Raw genomic sequence first — 14,795 nt, 5'->3', positions numbered from 1 at the left:
TACCCCAGCTCTATCTAACCTCGGGGATGTATTCAAACTCGTGCGTACCAAAGCGCACCGTATCACCCGCCCGCACCCCATGGGCCTTGAGCGCTTGCTCAACCCGGTAGCGCTTGAAAAGTTCCTGTAGGTAGCCTGCAGCCTCCATCATATCGCCCTTAAGCCGGTCGAGGTGGCGCTGCACCTGGGGGGCCTCGAGCTCGAACACCCCTTCTTCTACCTGGGTCACCTTGATGTAGTCGGTGGCCTCGGGCTTGGGCTTGGGCGCTTCCAGTTTAGGCTTGGGGGCGGACTGCACCAGGGCAAACAGGGCCTCGACCAGCTCGGGCAGGCCGGCTTTGGTCTGGGTCGAGATGGGCAGCACCGGCAGGCCGGTTCGGCTGAGTTCGTCGGCCAGGGTTTGCACTTCTTCCGGGGTGAGCAGGTCGGTTTTGTTGAGGGCGATCAGGGATTGGCGCTCGAGCAGTTCGGGGTTGTAGGCCCGCAGTTCGGCCTGCAGGGTGTGCAGGGTCTGCACCGGCTGATCGGCGCCGTCGAGCACGTACAGCAGGACTCGAGTCCGGGCGATGTGGCGCAGAAACTCGAGGCCCAGACCCCGGCCCTGCGCCGCCCCCTCAATGATGCCGGGGATGTCGGCCATGGTGATGCGCTCGAGGTCGCGCTCGATGACCCCCAGGTTGGGGGAAAGGGTGGTGAAGGGGTAGCTGGCGATTTTGGGGGTGGCATGGGTCAGGGCGGCCAGCAGGCTGCTCTTGCCGGCGTTGGGGTAGCCCACCAGGCCCACATCGGCCAGGAGCATCAGCTCGAGGCGCAGCCTGCGCTTCTCGCCCTCTTCGCCGGCCTCGGCAAAGCGGGGCGCCTGCCGGGTGGGGGTCACAAAGCGTGGGTTTCCCCAGCCGCCCCGACCACCCCGCGCGGCCACGAAGGTCTGGCCCTCCTCCACCAGGTCGGCCAGCAGTTCGCCGGTATCGGCGTCGTAGACACGGGTTCCCCGCGGGACTTCGATAATCAGGTCTTTGCCCGACTTACCAAAAAGCCCCTTGCCCATCCCATGCTGGCCGTTCTCGGCCTTGTAGACCCGCTTGGAAAGGTTGGAGAGCGAGTCTACCTGCGCCAGCGCCCGCAGGATGACGGAGCCTCCGTCCCCCCCATCGCCGCCATCGGGGCCCCCTTTGGCGATGTACTTCTCGCGCCAAAAGCTAATGCAGCCGTCGCCCCCGCGCCCGGCGGCCACGCTAATCTCGAGCACATCCCTGAACATAAATCAAAAACCGGAGGCCAGAAGCGCAGGCTCCCGCCTCCGGCGCGAAGTAAGGCTAATCGCCGGCCTGTGCCGTTTCCAGGGGACGTACCCGCACAAAACGGCCCATGCGGCCTTTGTCGGCAAACTCCACCACACCATCTACCAGGGCGAACAGGGTGTAGTCGCGACCCTGGCCCACGCCCGCACCGGCGCGGAACTTGGTACCACGCTGCCGTACCAGCACGTTCCCAGCCTTGACCACCTGGCCTTCGAAACGCTTGACCCCCAGGCGCTTAGCTTGGCTATCACGCCCGTTTTTGGTCGAACCCAGACCCTTCTTGTGTGCCATCGTGTGCTCCTTCGGGGCGCAACTAAGCGCGAATCTCCTTCACGAGAATCTCGGTGTAGGGCTGGCGGTGGCCCCGCTTGCGGCGGTACTGAATCTTGGCCTTGAACTTGGCCACCACCACCTTTTTACCTTTGCCGTGCTCCACTACCTCGGCCACCACCTTGGCGCCCGGAACGGTGGGGCTACCAATCACGGTCTTCTCACCGCCCAGCATCAGGGCATCGAACTCCACGGTATCGCCAGGGCTGGCCTCGAGCTTCTCTACGCGCAGCCTGCTGCCCGCTTCTGCGCGGTACTGTTTACCACCGGTTTTGATGATTGCGTACATAGCCACACTCTCCAGTTAGCCGTCCGGGATGCAGGTGCAATCCAACCAAACGGCTCGGGTCTTTTGACCCAGCCAACTGATAACTATAGCGGCTATGGATAAATGTTTCAAGTACCGGTTGGAGCAGGGCATATTCCACGTTGCACAATTACCGAGTTAACCATTTGCTCGCGTAAAAGGCGGCCAAGAAAACGGCTCTTTGCGCCGGGGGGAAATAAAAAAGTTGGTGTCGAGCAGGATTTGTTTAGGGATTCACATTAGAACGACGTATGGGGCGAACAGGGTGGCGGCGGCCCGTAACCCGCTCGATGGCTTTTACCATCTTGCGGGCTTGTTCATCCGTCAGGGGAGGAAGATTAATAATCAACTGGTAGACTTCCTCAGCTTTTTTGGACTTGAACACGGGCTTAACATCGGCCATGCCTTTATCCTAGTTCAAGCCTGGTGGCTCTGCCACAGCTCCCACCCCGCCCACTGAACCGCGACTTTAGAGGTTCCATCGCCTTGGAATTTTCTGCAAATATGGTAGGCTCTCTGTTGCGGATGGGCAGGAGTTTCCAAACCTGCTCCCGCCCTCGGCGGAGGCTCAACTTTGATAAGCAAAGGCTCTGTCGTTGATTACGCCGAGAAAGTGCGCCAGTTGGTCAAGCCTGAGCGCTATGAGCATATTCTTCGAGTGGCCGAGCTGGCGGCTCAAATTGCCAAGGCCAATGCCCTCGACGAGGGCAAAGCCTATCTGGCCGCAATTCTGCACGACGCCGCGCGCGACCTGAGCGCCGAGCGCCTGCAAGCGTTAGCCCTCCCCGAAAACGAGATAGAACGCAATCACCCCCTGGCCCTGCATGGGCGGGCAGGCCGTCGGTTGGCCCAGGAATGGGGCGTGGAAGACGAGGAAGTGCTCGAGGCCATCGAAGGTCACGTTTATGGGGTCAGCCCCGATCACAAAATCGGCATGGCCCTTTACATTGCCGATGTCTCGGAGCCGGGCCGCGGGGTCAACCACGAGATCCGCGAGATGGCGCTTAGCGGGAGGCTCGAGGAGGCCTACCAAAAAGCCGTCATCTGCAAAGTGCGGTACCTGCAACAGAAAGGCATTACGCCCCATCCACGCACCTGGGCCGCTTATCAGGCGCTACAACAAAGTCGAGATGCTGGCTAGAGCGGTTTCCATGGATACCGCTGTACTGGGGATGGGACAGACGCCGATACCCACTTCGGGCATTAGCGGATGGCAGCAGCCCTGTGGCTGCTGCCATCCAGATTAATTAGGTTGCTACGCTCCAGAGGGTAGAAGAAAAACATGCTATGGCTCAATGGAACTGGGCTTCCTCAGTCGAGCCTGCCAGAGCCGCCGTAGAGGCCTGTCCGGCGGTAATAGCCATGAGCACCTCGTCGAAGTAGCCCGCACCCACCTCGCGCTGATGCTTGACCGCGGTGAAGCCGTCCTTCTCGGCGGCGAACTCGAGCTGCTGCAGCTCCACGAAGGCGCTCATGCCGCGCTCCTTGTAGCCCTTGGCCAGCTCGAAGGTGCGGTAGTTGAGGTTGTGCCAGCCGGCCAGGGTGATGAACTGGAACTTGTAGCCCATGGCGCCCAGCTCGCGCTGGAACTTGGCGATGGCTTCGTCGTCGAGGTTCTTTTTCCAGTTGAAGCTGGGGGAGCAGTTGTAGGCCAGCATCTTATCGGGGTAGACCGCATGGATGGCCTCGGCAAACTTGCGGGCTACCTCCAGGTCGGGGGTGCTGGTCTCCATCCACAGCAGGTCGGCGTAGGGGGCATAGGCCAGCGAGCGGGTGATGCAGGCCTCGAGGCCGTTGCGAATGCGGTAGAAGCCCTCGGGGGTGCGCTCACCTTCCTTCACAAAGGGCTTGTCGCGCTCATCAATGTCGCTGGTGAGCAGGGTCGCAGCCTCGGCATCGGTGCGGCAGATGATGATGCTGGGCACATTCATCACATCGGCGGCCAGCCGGGCGGCGTTCAGGGTGCGGATGTGCTGCGAGGTGGGAATCAGCACCTTGCCGCCCAGGTGTCCGCACTTCTTCTCGCTGCTGAGCTGGTCTTCCCAGTGCACCCCGGCTGCGCCCGCTTCGATCATGGCCTTCATCAGCTCGAAGGCGTTGAGGGGGCCGCCAAACCCGGCCTCGGCGTCGGCCACGATGGGGGCGTACCAGTAGCGATCGGTTTTACCCTCGGCGCGCTCGATCTGGTCGGCCCGTTGTAAGGCGTTGTTGATGCGGCGCACCACCTGCGGCACCGAGTTGGCTGGGTAGAGCGACTGATCGGGGTAGGTCTGCCAGGCCAGGTTGGCGTCGGCGGCCACCTGCCAGCCCGAGAGGTAGATGGCCTCGAGGCCGGCCTTGACCATCTGCACCGCCTGGGCCCCGGTGTAGGCCCCAAAGGTGTTCACATAAGGACGGGTGTGCAAAAGCTCCCACAGCCGCTCAGCTCCCGCCCTGGCTAAGGTCTGCTCGGGCAGAAGGCTGGGGCGCAGGCGCACCACATCCTCGGCGGTGTAGTCGCGCTTGATGCCTTTCCAGCGGGGGTTGGTCTCCCATTCGCGCTTGAGTTTGTCGGCTTCCAGTTTCATCTCGGGGGACAGTTTGGACATTGCAATTCCTCCTGTCTTGAGTATGGCTTGAGCCCGGATAATCCAAAAAATGTATATTCTGCATAACAACACTTACAAAAATGTGTACCATTTGAGTGAGTACACGGTAAACGGTATACACAATTGCTGTAAAAACAATAAACAGCTCGTCCTTTTGTGCTCCAGGGCTGTTGTCCAGACCCGCAGAATGAGGCTTCAAAACAGCCCCCAGGTTATCGGTGAGCGGGTGCAGGTTATGGAACATTCCCCATAGCACTGGTGCAGATTTTCCACTGGGGGCTGGTAGGATAAATGCCATGGATTGGGCGGTTCCACAAGCACTGCGCTACAGCCTGCGGTATGCCGGACACCCAGCAGGTGAGCAGCGTCTAATCCTCGAGCCCCGCCGGGACGGCCTGCGGGTGGTGCTCGAGGCCACCGTAGAACTACCCCTGCCCAAAACCCGCCAGCGTTGGGAAAGCGAGCTAGACCGCGAAGGCCTACCCCGTCGCTACCGCGAAAGGGTGGAAGGCAACGGGGCTCGAGTGATGGAGGTAGAGTTCTCGCGCGAGGACGGCCTGGTTACAGTTAGCCAGGGTAAAGACGACTTTGCCATCCCCTACCTGACCCAGATGCATGACCCCCTCTCGTTAATTCTGACCATTGGTGCACTCGACATCGAAGTAGGCCAGATAGAGAAGTTTGCTTTGGTGGGAGGACGGGCTTATGTAGAGCGCCTACCCGACCAGACCATTGAAGAGCGCACCCTGCGGGTTTACCGCTTGCGTCCGGGTCTTAGTCTGCTGTATTTCGACCAGCAAGGCTACCCCGTACGGCTAACGCAGAAGGTAGGGGAGCACGTCTTCGAAGCCGATCTTGTCGGGGTGCAGCGCCTCGAGGCCGGACAGCGTTTTGAGCCGTTGGAGCAAACTCCCAAAACCCAGCGAGACTCGAGCCGACCTCGAGTGGTCTCAGGAGAACCCCCTAAAACCAGGGTGGTTTCCGGCGAACCACCCAAAGAGCAGGAGAATGGAGGTTCCAGTCGGCGGCGGCGGCGTCGCAGGCGATATAGCTAAAGCCCTGTTTCTCCCCCAAAAGGCCCTGTATGATCAAAACCCCTGAGCAGATCTACGAGCACTTCAAAAATCGTCGCATGACCGTGGAGTACGGCGATGCCCTGGAAACGGTGCGGTTTATTCTGCATCAAGTCGAGCACGAGGGTGATGCAGCCCTGCAGCGCATCAGCCAGGAGATAGACGGGCACCCTGTGGAGGAAATTCCCAAACGGGTCTGGCGCGAAGCCTACGAAGACCTGGACGCCGACCTGCGGGACGCCCTCGAGACCGCCAAAGAACGGATCGAGGCCTTTTACCGGCGGGAGCCCATGGGCGGGTTCCTGGAAGCCGGCGCCGATGGGGTGCTGGGCCAGTTAGTGCGCCCGCTCGACCGGGTGGGGGTTTACGTCCCTGGAGGCTCGGCACCCCTGCTTTCCACGGTTTTGATGACTGCAGTTCCGGCCAAGGTCGCCGGGGTGGGCGAGATTGTGCTGGCCTCCCCCCCTCGAGTGCATCCGGGCATTCTGGCCGCAGCCTGGGTGGCCGGCGCCGATCGGCTGTTTGCCATGGGGGGTGCCCAGGCCATCGCAGCGCTAGCCTACGGCACCGAAACCATACCCCGTGTCGACAAAATTATGGGCCCAGGCAACCGCTATGTGGTGCTGGCCAAACGCGAAGTATATGGGTCGGTGGGTATGGAAGGCCTGCCAGGGCCGACCGAGACCCTCATCATCGCCGATGCTTCCGCCGATCCCAAGCTGCTGGCCGCCGATCTGCTGGCCCAGGCCGAACACGGCCCCGATTCCGAAGCCTGGCTGCTTTCGTCCTACCGGGAGCTGCTGGGGCGTGTGGAGGAAGAGCTCCAGCGCCAGCTTGCCGACCTGCCAAGGGCCAGCATTGCCCGCCAGGCTCTGCAGCGAAGCGGTCTGGTGCAGGTAGAAAGCATCGAACAGGCCCTCGAGCTTGCCAACCTCTACGCCCCCGAACACCTGTGCCTTTCCGTGAACGACCCACTGGCCGTGCTGGGACAGGTGCGCAACGCTGGCGGGGTTTTTCTGGGCGAGCATTCCTGCGAGGCCCTGGGCGACTATATCGCCGGCCCCAGCCACGTCATGCCCACAACCGGCACCGCCCGCTTTGGAGGTGGGCTGGCCCTGCGGGACTTTCTCAAGGTCATCCCGGTGGTGGGTCTCAACCAGTCAGCGGCCAGCAAGCTGGCCGCGCTCGGGGCCCGCATGGCCCGCGAAGAGGGCCTAGAAGCCCACGCCCGGGCCCTGGATCGCAGGGCCAAGGGGTAGATGGTTCATACGCATCGATACTCCCGATCGGTCGGCTTGAATCCCTCACCCCCGGCTGCACCTGGCGATGTAAGGATTCAAGCGGGCATGGTATCACTCGGGCAGTACGATCTGGCCGCGCGCGGCCGCTACAGCAAGATCCTGACCAATCTCCTGGGCCACCTGCTGGTATATCCTGACCCATTCTTCGTTGCTCATGCTTTTGTCCGCCACCAGCCGAAGCAGCAGGTTGTAGGGGTGGCTGCCGTTAGCCAGAGCCAGAACGGTCGCATTGAGTTCTGTGCTTTCCTTTTGCTGGCGCATCAGGCCCAAAACATCGAACTGCACAGCCGAAAGCGGCAGGAACTCCTCACCACTCCGGTAAACCAGGCTGCTCACCTGCTCCAGCACATTCAGGGCTTGCTGACGCAAGGCGGCCGCTTCCAGCGCCTTGCGATGGGCCTCGAGCGCTTCCAGTACACGGGGCAGCACTGGCTCAATCAGCGCACCTCCCAGCAGGCGCTGCGCCCGGTCGTGCAGCGCTTCAAAAGCCTGTGAGGCCCCCACCAGCTTAGCAATAAGGTCTGGAGATGGGGGGTAGCCGTTATCCAGCTCGGCGGCGGCCTTGAGCATTTCTGTGCCCATTTCGGACAGGTAGCCCTGCATACGCCGACCCTCATCCAAAAGGGCCATTACTTCGGTCATGCTGTTTAATTCTTCCGTTGGTATAGCAACCATGAGGTTCCCCCGAGGTTCACGCGACCGCGTGCAGCAGCGTGGGTAATCGATTTACGTTGCCAGTGTACCCCAAGCCCCAGGCCCTCCCTTGCTCATTTGCACCTCGAGGCCCAAAAGCGCACCCGTTACACGGCTCTAGGCGAAACCGGCGGTAGGTTGGAGTTACGTGCTTGATTGGTGTCAGCGCGCCAGGCTTTGGTCGGCAACAACAAAAAAGGGCAAGCCTGGGCCTGCCCTTGAGTTGCGTTGGGCTTTAGTCCTTCAGCTTCTTGGCTGCATCGATCAGCGCCGGCAGCACCTGGTGTACGTCGCCCACAATGCCGTAGTCGGCAATTTTGAAGATGGGGGCCTCGGCGTCCTTGTTGACCGCCACGATGTACTTGCTCTTGTTCATGCCGGCCTGGTGCTGCACCGCACCGGAAACCGCCAGGGCGATGTAGAGGTTGGGCTGGACGGTTTTGCCGGTCTGGCCCACCTGCTCGCTGTAGGGCCGCCAGCCCGCGTCCACCACCGCGCGGGTCGCGCCCACGGCGGCGCCCAGGGTGCTTGCCAGCTCCTCCACCCCCGCAAAAGCCTCGGGGTTGCCCAGCCCACGCCCGCCGGTCACCACCACGGTGGCCTCGGTGAGCGAGACGCCCTTCTTCTGCTCGCTCAGGCGCTCGAGCACCTCCACCGTAGGGGGCAGGCTGACCTCGAGGGCCTCCACCACCCCACTGCTATCGGCCGGCTCGGCCAGGGGGGTGGTGTTGGGTTTGGCGGTGAAGACCACCGGCAGCGCCGCTTTTTGCTTCTCGGTGACGCGGTTCAAAAAGCTATAGCGCACGCCGATGATGTGCTGGCCGTCGGTGCTGGTCTCGAGGGTGTCTTCCAGCAGGCCAGCCTTCATCTTGTAAGCCAGGCGGGCCGTCCAGGTGCGGCTTTGGCGGCCTCCAGTGGCCACCACCACCTTGGCCCCGCTTTTCTGGGCGGCAGCGTAGGCCGCCTCGGCCCACTTCTCGGGTGTGTAAGAGCCCACCTCGGCAGCATAGACCGTGGGCAGGTACTGGGCCGCCTCCTGGGCTACAGCCTGGGTGTTTTCGCCGATCACCACCCCGGCAATGGCCCCCAGAGCGCCGATTTGCCGGGCCCGGCTGATGGCTTCCAGAGCGCCTTTGCGCAGGCGCTGGCCGTCGTGTTCCAATACGACTAGAATCATGCAATCCTCCAAGCGGCTCTTAGATAACCTTGGCCTCTTCGTGCAACAGCCGCACCAGCTCGTGGGCAGCGGCCACCGGGTCTTTGCCGTCAATCATCTTGTTCAGGCGGCTTTTCTCCTGGATGGTCTGTTCCAGAATCTCCACCTTGCTGCTGGCGCTCACCGGAACCTTTTTCAGCTCCTTGCGTTTGGCCTTCATGATGCCGGGCAGGGTGGGGTAGCGCGGCTCGTTCAGGCCCTGCTGGCTGGTAAATACCGCCGGCAAGCCCACCCGCACCACCTCGGCGCCCTCGTCGAGGTCGTGTTTGGCTTTGGCCTGGGTCTCACCTTCCAGCTCGATCTGGGTCGTCCAGCTCACCACCGGCCACGAGAGGGCCTCAGCCAGGGCCGGCCCCAGGGCCTGCGAGTCCCAGTCGGCCTGCTGCCCGCCGGTAAAGACCAGGGTGGGGGCCTCGGCCCGGATGACCTCGGCCAGGGCCTCGGCCTGCGAGATGGGGTCGAGGTAGCCCTCGGCCACCAGGTGGATGGCCCGGTCAATGCCCATAGCCAGCGCGGTGCGGATGGCCTCCTCAAAGCGCTCGGGGCCCAGGGCCACCACCACGCTCTCGCCCCCGTGCTTCTCCTGTAGCCGGATGACCTCCTCCACCGCCCACTCGTCCATCTGGTCGAGGATCATGGTGACCCCGCCCAGGTCTACCTTACCCCCCTCAATCTTGAGGCGGGATTCACCGTCTGGAACCTGTCGAATAACCGCAACGAACTTCATCTCTCCTCCATCTGTTGCAACAAGGTTTTATGTTCGGGCTACACGCCCTGGCTGCGGCCGGGCGACCACCAGGGTTGCCCCCACAACCTACCCTTTCAGGATATGCCGCGCGATGATAAGGCGCTGTATCTCGTTGGTGCCTTCGTAGATCTGGTTTAACTTTACGTCGCGCAGGAGCTTTTCTACCGGGTACTCGTGCATATAGCCATAGCCGCCGTGAATCTGGATGGCCTGGTTGGCCGCCTCGAAGGCCATCTCCGAGGCATAGGCTTTGGCGATGGCCGCGGCGTGGGCGTGGGGCTGGTGGGTGTCTACCAGCCAGGCCGCGTAGTAGGTGTAGGTGCGGGCGGTCTCGAGGCCCATCAGCATCTCGGCCAGCTTGAACTGAATGGCCTGGAACTCGGCGATGGGCTTGCCAAAGGCCTCGCGTTCCTTGGCGTACTTGGTGGCCTCCTCGAGGGCCCGCCGGGCCACCCCCAGGCTGCCCGCCGCCACCGGGATGCGGGTCTTGTCCAGGGTCTGCATGGCAATCTTAAAGCCGTCGCCTTCCTGGCCCAGCCGGTTTTCGACCGGAACCCGGCAGTCCTCGAAGACCAGCTCGTAGGTGCCGCTGGCCCGCTGGCCCATCTTGCCGTGCAGTTTGTTGGCCTTGAAGCCGGGGGTGCCCTTCTCCACTACCAGAGCCACCACGCCCTTGTGGCGCAGCTCCGGGGCCACGGTGGCAAACACCACCACGGTCTCGGCCTCGCCGCCGTTGGAGATCCAGGTCTTGGTGCCGTTGAGCACGTAATGGTCGCCATCCCGCACCGCCCGTGTGCGCAGGGCCGCGGCGTCGGAGCCGTTGCCGGGTTCAGAGAGGGCAAAAGCCGCCAGGGCCGGCTTCTCGGTGAGCTTCTTGAAGAAGCGTTGCTTTTGCTCGTGGGTTCCGGCCAGCAGAATGGGGGTGATACCCAGGTCGGAGGCCATGGGGATGGTGTAGATGCCCATGCAGCCCCAGGCCAGCTCCTCGCCGATGATGACTTCCTCGAGCATCCCCAAACCCAAACCGCCATAGGCCTCGGGGATGATGGCGTTCAGCAGGCCCACCTCGTGGAGCTTTTCCACCAGGCCCCAGGGCACCTCCTCTTTACGGTCGTACTCGGCGGCCACCGGCGCGATCTGCTCCTTGGCGAAGCGCCGGGCCAGCTTTTGCAGCTCTTTTTGCTCGTCGGTCAGGGTGAAATCTATGGGCATAGCTGAAAGCAGAAGGCTCAAAGCCGCTACAGTTTTTGGCATCTGGCTTTTGGCATTCGGCTTTTTCTTCACCTCCTTACAAAACTTCTTGTACTTAGTATAACTTTTTTCTCCCGCTCTCGTCTATCGTATCACGCGTCCGGTGAAGAAAAAGCGTTATGTATTGAAGTCCACAAACCCGGCCCGCCTAGGGCGTAGAATCCCCGCTATGAGCCTGCTCTTTAGCCCCCTGCAACTGCGTTCTGTCTCTCTCAAAAACCGTATCGCCATGTCACCCATGTGCCAGTACTCGGCCCAGGATGGGCACGTGACCGACTGGCATCTGTTGCACTACCCCACCCGGGCCATCGGGGGGGTGGGGCTGGCAATCGTGGAGGCCACCGCGGTGGAGGCCCGGGGGGTGATCAGCCCGGACGACCTGGGCCTCTGGTCGGACGAGCACGTCGCCGGGCTAAAAGAGCTTACCCGGCGCATCCGCTACGCCGGGGCGGTGCCGGGCATCCAGATTGCCCATGCTGGGCGCAAGGCAGGTACGGCCAGTCCGTGGCAGGGGGGGAAGCCCCTTCACCGCTGGACACCGGTGGCCCCCAGCCCCCTGCCCTTTCAAGAGGGCTGGCCCATACCCCAGGCCCTCGACGAAGCAGGCCTGGACGAGGTACGCCAGGCCTTTCGGCAAGCGGCCCGGCGGGCCCTGGCGGCAGGGTTTGAAGTGTTGGAAATTCACATGGCCCACGGCTACCTGCTGCACTCGTTTTTGTCGCCCCTCACCAACCAGCGCACCGACCGCTACGGGGGCAGCCGTGAAAACCGCATGCGTTTCCCGCTCGAGGTCGCAGAGGCGGTGCGGGAGGTCTGGCCCGCCGAGCTGCCGCTTTTGGTGCGGGTCTCGGCCAGCGACTGGGTCGAAGGGGGCTGGGACATCACCGACACGGTGGTTTTTGCCGGGGAATTGCAGCAGCGCGGCGTAGATTTGCTGGACTGCTCCTCGGGCGGGGCTGTGCCGGGGGTGAAGATTCCGGTTGGCCCCGGCTACCAGGTGCCCTTTGCCGCCCAGGTGCGCTTATCCACAGGCTTGTCCACAGGGGCGGTGGGTCTCATTACCGAGCCCTTACAAGCCGAGGCCATTCTTCAGGAAAACCAGGCCGACCTGGTTCTTTTGGGCCGGGTCTTGCTCCGGGAGCCGTACTGGCCCTACCGGGCCGCCCAGGCCCTGGGCACCAGGGTCTGGCCGGTACAGTATGAGCGGGCCTTCTGAGGGGCCTCGAGGCCGTAAACTATAAGCCATGGAAAACCCGTGGAAAACCTTCGTACCCCAGGCCCCTACCCGCCTGGGCAAGCCCGAGTGGTTTACCGGCACGGTATACCTGAGCGAGCTGGTGATCACGCCCGCCCCCATGCACCTGCACGTGCTACGGGTGATGTTTGCGCCGGGGGCCCGCACCGCCTGGCACACCCACCCCCAAGGGCAGGTTTTGCACGTGGAGTCGGGGATTGGCTGGTTCCAGCGCTGGGGTGAGCCGGTACGTGAGATGAAAGCCGGCGACACCATCTACTTTGCCCCCGGCGAGAAACACTGGCACGGGGCCAGCCCCACCCACGCCATGATTCACCTGGCCATTCAGGCCGCGGTGGAGGGGGTGAGCACCGACTGGCTCGAGCCAGTCTCGGACGAGCAGTATCGCTTGTGAAAAACCACCTAGGCCAGCTCGGCCCGCCAGGGCGGGTTGGCCCCGGCCCGGGTGCAGGTGATGGCCGCAACTCTGGCAGCGAAGTTCAGCAGATCTGTGACCTGCTCACCCGTTAGCGACTCCAGCGCTGCTCGAGACCAGGCGCCGTGCTGCCACAACCAGCTCAAAGCACCCGACATGAAGGCATCGCCGGCACCCACCGTATCTACCACAGCAACCCTGGGAGCTTGAACGCGAAGGACGGCCTGCTTGGTCACGGCCAGCGCCCCCTGGCCGCCCTGGGTTACGATCACCAGCGCCGGGCCTTGCTGCTTCCACTCCTGGGCGATGCTTTCCAGACTGGCCCCCGGATACAGCCACGCCAGGTCGGCCTGGCTCACCTTGACCAGATCGACCTGCTCGAGCCAGCCCAGGAGGCGCTCGAGGTAGGCCTCGCGGTTAGGAATCAGGAAAGGCCGCACATTGGGGTCGAGCGAGATCAGGCGGCGGCGGGCCTCCCGCCGCATGAGGAGCTCGAGGCTCGAGGCCCCCGGCTCCAGCACCAGCGAGTACGAACCAAAGTGCAGGGCTGCACTGGCAGGCAGCACGGCCGGCAGGTCTTCGGGGTAGAGCATGCGGTCGGCGGTGTTTTCACAGTAGAACGAGAAAAACTCGCCCGACTCCGCAGGGGTCACCAGGGCCAGGGTGGTCAGGTGCTCGCTTTCCTTTAGGTAATCCAGGCCAACCCCGCTGGCGGCCAGGTGGCTTCTTAGAAGCTGCCCGAAAGCATCGCGCGAGATGCACCCCAGAAAGGCAGTGGGCGTACCCAGGCGGCCTGCGCCCACGGCTACGTTGTACGGGGAACCCCCGGGATGCGGCACATAGGCCATACCACCGTTATGGGTTATGGGGGTCATATCGATCAGGGCTTCACCAGCTACAATCAGCATGCTTCCTCCCACAAAACTACGAAGAGTCTAATACGCATTTCGGTAGTATCGTTCACTTTAACAAGCCTAAACGATACTACCGAAATGCTTTTCTACTCCCTTCGGTCGGCTTGAATCCTTCACCGCTGACTCCGTCCAGCGGTGAAGGATTCAAGCGGAAACGATATAACAGGCCCACACCCCCCGCGCCCGGCGTCATGCGCTGCATGCAAAAGCCCACAGGTAGGGTAAACTCTTGGGTGGAGAAACCTATGGGACTCAGCAAAGGAAAGTTTGAACGGATACAGGCCTGCGCCGACGACAAAGGCGTGATCGCGGCGGCCGCAATGGATCAGCGGGGCTCCTTGCGCAAAGCCATCGCCAAAGCCCGCGGTGGTGAGGTGAGCGACGCCGAGCTCACCGAGTTCAAAACCGCGGTGGTCAAGATCCTCACCCCCTACGCCTCGGCCATTCTGATGGATACCGAGTACGGACTGCCAGCGCTAAAGCACAAAGCCCCCGGCACCGGTGTGCTGCTGGCCTACGAGAAATCGGGGTACGACACCAGCACCCCGGGCCGCCTGCCCGACCTGCTGCCCGACCTCAGCGTGCGGCGCATTGTGGAGCTTGGGGGGGATGCGGTCAAAATTCTGCTTTACTACAACCCCGAGGACGACCCCAAAATCAACAATATCAAACACGCCTTTATCGAGCGGGTCGGGGCCGAGTGCGCCGCGCTGGAGGTGCCCTTCTTCCTGGAGCCCATCGCCTACAACGACCAGCTTGGCGAGGGCCTCGAGTTCGCCAAGGTCAAACCCCGCTACGTAGCCAAGTACATGGAGGAGTTCTCCAAAGACCGCTACGGGGTGGACGTGCTCAAGGTGGAGCTGCCCTTCAACATCGCCTATACCAGCGGCACCCTGGGCTTTAAGGGCGAGGAAGCCTACACCCGCGCCCAGGCCCTGCAGTTCCTCAAGGACGCTGCCAGCGCTGCCGGCAAGCCCTTCATCTACCTCTCGGCTGGGGTCAGCGATGCGGTCTTCCGCGAGTCCCTGGAAATGGCCGCCGAGGCCGGGGTACCCTTCAGCGGGGTGCTGTGTGGGCGGGCCACCTGGCAAGACGGGATTCCGGTCTATGCCAAGCAAGGCCTGGAGGCCCTCGAGGCCTGGCTCTCGGATCAGGGTGTGAAGAATATCCAGTTGCTCAACCAGGTGCTGGCCAAGGGCGCCAAGCCCTGGTGGACGCTCTACGGCAGCCTGGAGGCCGCCCGGGGCTAGTCGGCCATTCGGTATTGGTGTGGCTCCCGCACCCGGGGGCCCTATTTTTTGCCCTTGACCCACGGCCTCCCAGGGCGTAGCATAGCCGGCGGGGTTGACCCCACACCTTTAACCCGATCCTGCGAGGTCGGAAAGGAGAACAAGTGAAACATA

16 protein-coding genes are annotated in these 14,795 nt (G+C 62.7%); 6 read left to right on the top strand and 10 right to left on the bottom strand.

The window, feature by feature from the left end:
• Window positions 1-10: 10 nt before the first annotated feature.
• The 4 genes from obgE to Q0X18_RS03330 form a co-directional block, all read right to left on the bottom strand.
• Window positions 11-1,261, bottom strand: a complete 1,251-nt coding sequence (gene obgE / locus Q0X18_RS03345) for a GTPase ObgE (RefSeq protein ID WP_297558512.1) — start codon at window positions 1,259-1,261, stop codon at window positions 11-13.
• 55 nt (window positions 1,262-1,316) lie between these two features.
• Window positions 1,317-1,592, bottom strand: coding sequence for a 50S ribosomal protein L27 (gene rpmA / locus Q0X18_RS03340; RefSeq protein ID WP_297558502.1), 276 nt, complete (start codon window positions 1,590-1,592; stop codon window positions 1,317-1,319).
• Window positions 1,593-1,614: 22 nt separating this feature from the next.
• Window positions 1,615-1,920, bottom strand: a complete 306-nt coding sequence (rplU, locus tag Q0X18_RS03335) for a 50S ribosomal protein L21 (protein ID WP_297558499.1) — start codon at window positions 1,918-1,920, stop codon at window positions 1,615-1,617.
• A 244-nt stretch (window positions 1,921-2,164) separates the two neighbouring features.
• Complete coding sequence (locus Q0X18_RS03330; protein WP_297558497.1) at window positions 2,165-2,341, bottom strand: hypothetical protein; 177 nt, start codon at window positions 2,339-2,341, stop codon at window positions 2,165-2,167.
• Window positions 2,342-2,551: 210 nt separating this feature from the next.
• Here Q0X18_RS03330 and yqeK point away from each other — a divergent pair, with 210 nt between their 5' ends.
• On the top strand, window positions 2,552-3,079 hold the full coding sequence (yqeK, locus tag Q0X18_RS03325; protein ID WP_297558495.1) for a bis(5'-nucleosyl)-tetraphosphatase (symmetrical) YqeK: 528 nt from the start codon (window positions 2,552-2,554) through the stop codon (window positions 3,077-3,079).
• A gap of 151 nt (window positions 3,080-3,230) precedes the next feature.
• On the opposite strand, the gene aceA is transcribed toward yqeK, so the two are convergent.
• Window positions 3,231-4,526, bottom strand: a complete 1,296-nt coding sequence (gene aceA / locus Q0X18_RS03320; RefSeq protein ID WP_297558492.1) for an isocitrate lyase — start codon at window positions 4,524-4,526, stop codon at window positions 3,231-3,233.
• Window positions 4,527-4,822: 296 nt separating this feature from the next.
• Between aceA and Q0X18_RS03315 the strand changes: the two genes are divergently transcribed.
• Window positions 4,823-5,581: a DUF3108 domain-containing protein gene (locus tag Q0X18_RS03315; RefSeq protein WP_297558489.1), complete on the top strand. Its 759-nt coding sequence runs from the start codon at window positions 4,823-4,825 to the stop codon at window positions 5,579-5,581.
• Window positions 5,582-5,658: 77 nt separating this feature from the next.
• Complete coding sequence (gene hisD / locus Q0X18_RS03310) at window positions 5,659-6,858, top strand: histidinol dehydrogenase (protein WP_374707521.1); 1,200 nt, start codon at window positions 5,659-5,661, stop codon at window positions 6,856-6,858.
• Window positions 6,859-6,951: 93 nt separating this feature from the next.
• On the opposite strand, the gene Q0X18_RS03305 is transcribed toward hisD, so the two are convergent.
• The 4 genes from Q0X18_RS03305 to Q0X18_RS03290 form a co-directional block, all read right to left on the bottom strand.
• On the bottom strand, window positions 6,952-7,542 hold the full coding sequence (locus Q0X18_RS03305; protein WP_297558483.1) for a hypothetical protein: 591 nt from the start codon (window positions 7,540-7,542) through the stop codon (window positions 6,952-6,954).
• A 286-nt stretch (window positions 7,543-7,828) separates the two neighbouring features.
• Window positions 7,829-8,770: an electron transfer flavoprotein subunit alpha/FixB family protein gene (locus Q0X18_RS03300; protein ID WP_297558480.1), complete on the bottom strand. Its 942-nt coding sequence runs from the start codon at window positions 8,768-8,770 to the stop codon at window positions 7,829-7,831.
• Between the two features lie 19 nt (window positions 8,771-8,789).
• On the bottom strand, window positions 8,790-9,536 hold the full coding sequence (locus Q0X18_RS03295; protein ID WP_297558477.1) for an electron transfer flavoprotein subunit beta/FixA family protein: 747 nt from the start codon (window positions 9,534-9,536) through the stop codon (window positions 8,790-8,792).
• A gap of 87 nt (window positions 9,537-9,623) precedes the next feature.
• On the bottom strand, window positions 9,624-10,769 hold the full coding sequence (locus tag Q0X18_RS03290) for an acyl-CoA dehydrogenase family protein (protein ID WP_297562957.1): 1,146 nt from the start codon (window positions 10,767-10,769) through the stop codon (window positions 9,624-9,626).
• Window positions 10,770-10,977: 208 nt separating this feature from the next.
• Here Q0X18_RS03290 and Q0X18_RS03285 point away from each other — a divergent pair, with 208 nt between their 5' ends.
• Both Q0X18_RS03285 and Q0X18_RS03280 read left to right on the top strand, forming a co-directional pair.
• Window positions 10,978-12,024 carry an NADH:flavin oxidoreductase/NADH oxidase gene (locus Q0X18_RS03285; protein ID WP_297558474.1) on the top strand — a complete coding sequence of 349 codons (1,047 nt, stop codon included), beginning with the start codon at window positions 10,978-10,980 and terminating at the stop codon, window positions 12,022-12,024.
• 28 nt (window positions 12,025-12,052) lie between these two features.
• Window positions 12,053-12,457 carry a cupin domain-containing protein gene (locus Q0X18_RS03280; protein WP_297558469.1) on the top strand — a complete coding sequence of 135 codons (405 nt, stop codon included), beginning with the start codon at window positions 12,053-12,055 and terminating at the stop codon, window positions 12,455-12,457.
• An 8-nt stretch (window positions 12,458-12,465) separates the two neighbouring features.
• On the opposite strand, the gene Q0X18_RS03275 is transcribed toward Q0X18_RS03280, so the two are convergent.
• A complete protein-coding gene (locus Q0X18_RS03275) occupies window positions 12,466-13,386 on the bottom strand; it encodes a carbohydrate kinase (protein ID WP_297558466.1) in 921 nt (306 codons plus the stop codon).
• Between the two features lie 251 nt (window positions 13,387-13,637).
• Here Q0X18_RS03275 and Q0X18_RS03270 point away from each other — a divergent pair, with 251 nt between their 5' ends.
• Window positions 13,638-14,642, top strand: a complete 1,005-nt coding sequence (locus Q0X18_RS03270; protein WP_297558464.1) for a tagatose 1,6-diphosphate aldolase — start codon at window positions 13,638-13,640, stop codon at window positions 14,640-14,642.
• Window positions 14,643-14,795 lie beyond the last annotated feature (153 nt).

Source organism: Meiothermus sp., from assembly GCF_026004075.1.
Classification (GTDB): domain Bacteria; phylum Deinococcota; class Deinococci; order Deinococcales; family Thermaceae; genus Meiothermus.
This window is presented reverse-complemented; position numbering and strand designations above follow the sequence as displayed.

Coding starts and splice junctions, on each gene's coding strand:
- obgE (WP_297558512.1), bottom strand. CDS start 1,261: ATGTTCAGGGATGTGCTCGAGATTAGCGTGGCCGCCGGGCGCGGGGGC.
- rpmA (WP_297558502.1), bottom strand. CDS start 1,592: ATGGCACACAAGAAGGGTCTGGGTTCGACCAAAAACGGGCGTGATAGC.
- rplU (WP_297558499.1), bottom strand. CDS start 1,920: ATGTACGCAATCATCAAAACCGGTGGTAAACAGTACCGCGCAGAAGCG.
- Q0X18_RS03330 (WP_297558497.1), bottom strand. CDS start 2,341: ATGGCCGATGTTAAGCCCGTGTTCAAGTCCAAAAAAGCTGAGGAAGTC.
- aceA (WP_297558492.1), bottom strand. CDS start 4,526: ATGTCCAAACTGTCCCCCGAGATGAAACTGGAAGCCGACAAACTCAAG.
- Q0X18_RS03315 (WP_297558489.1), top strand. CDS start 4,823: ATGGATTGGGCGGTTCCACAAGCACTGCGCTACAGCCTGCGGTATGCC.
- hisD (WP_374707521.1), top strand. CDS start 5,659: ATGACCGTGGAGTACGGCGATGCCCTGGAAACGGTGCGGTTTATTCTG.
- Q0X18_RS03305 (WP_297558483.1), bottom strand. CDS start 7,542: ATGACCGAAGTAATGGCCCTTTTGGATGAGGGTCGGCGTATGCAGGGC.
- Q0X18_RS03300 (WP_297558480.1), bottom strand. CDS start 8,770: ATGATTCTAGTCGTATTGGAACACGACGGCCAGCGCCTGCGCAAAGGC.
- Q0X18_RS03295 (WP_297558477.1), bottom strand. CDS start 9,536: ATGAAGTTCGTTGCGGTTATTCGACAGGTTCCAGACGGTGAATCCCGC.
- Q0X18_RS03290 (WP_297562957.1), bottom strand. CDS start 10,769: ATGCCCATAGATTTCACCCTGACCGACGAGCAAAAAGAGCTGCAAAAG.
- Q0X18_RS03285 (WP_297558474.1), top strand. CDS start 10,978: ATGAGCCTGCTCTTTAGCCCCCTGCAACTGCGTTCTGTCTCTCTCAAA.
- Q0X18_RS03280 (WP_297558469.1), top strand. CDS start 12,053: ATGGAAAACCCGTGGAAAACCTTCGTACCCCAGGCCCCTACCCGCCTG.
- Q0X18_RS03275 (WP_297558466.1), bottom strand. CDS start 13,386: ATGCTGATTGTAGCTGGTGAAGCCCTGATCGATATGACCCCCATAACC.
- Q0X18_RS03270 (WP_297558464.1), top strand. CDS start 13,638: ATGGGACTCAGCAAAGGAAAGTTTGAACGGATACAGGCCTGCGCCGAC.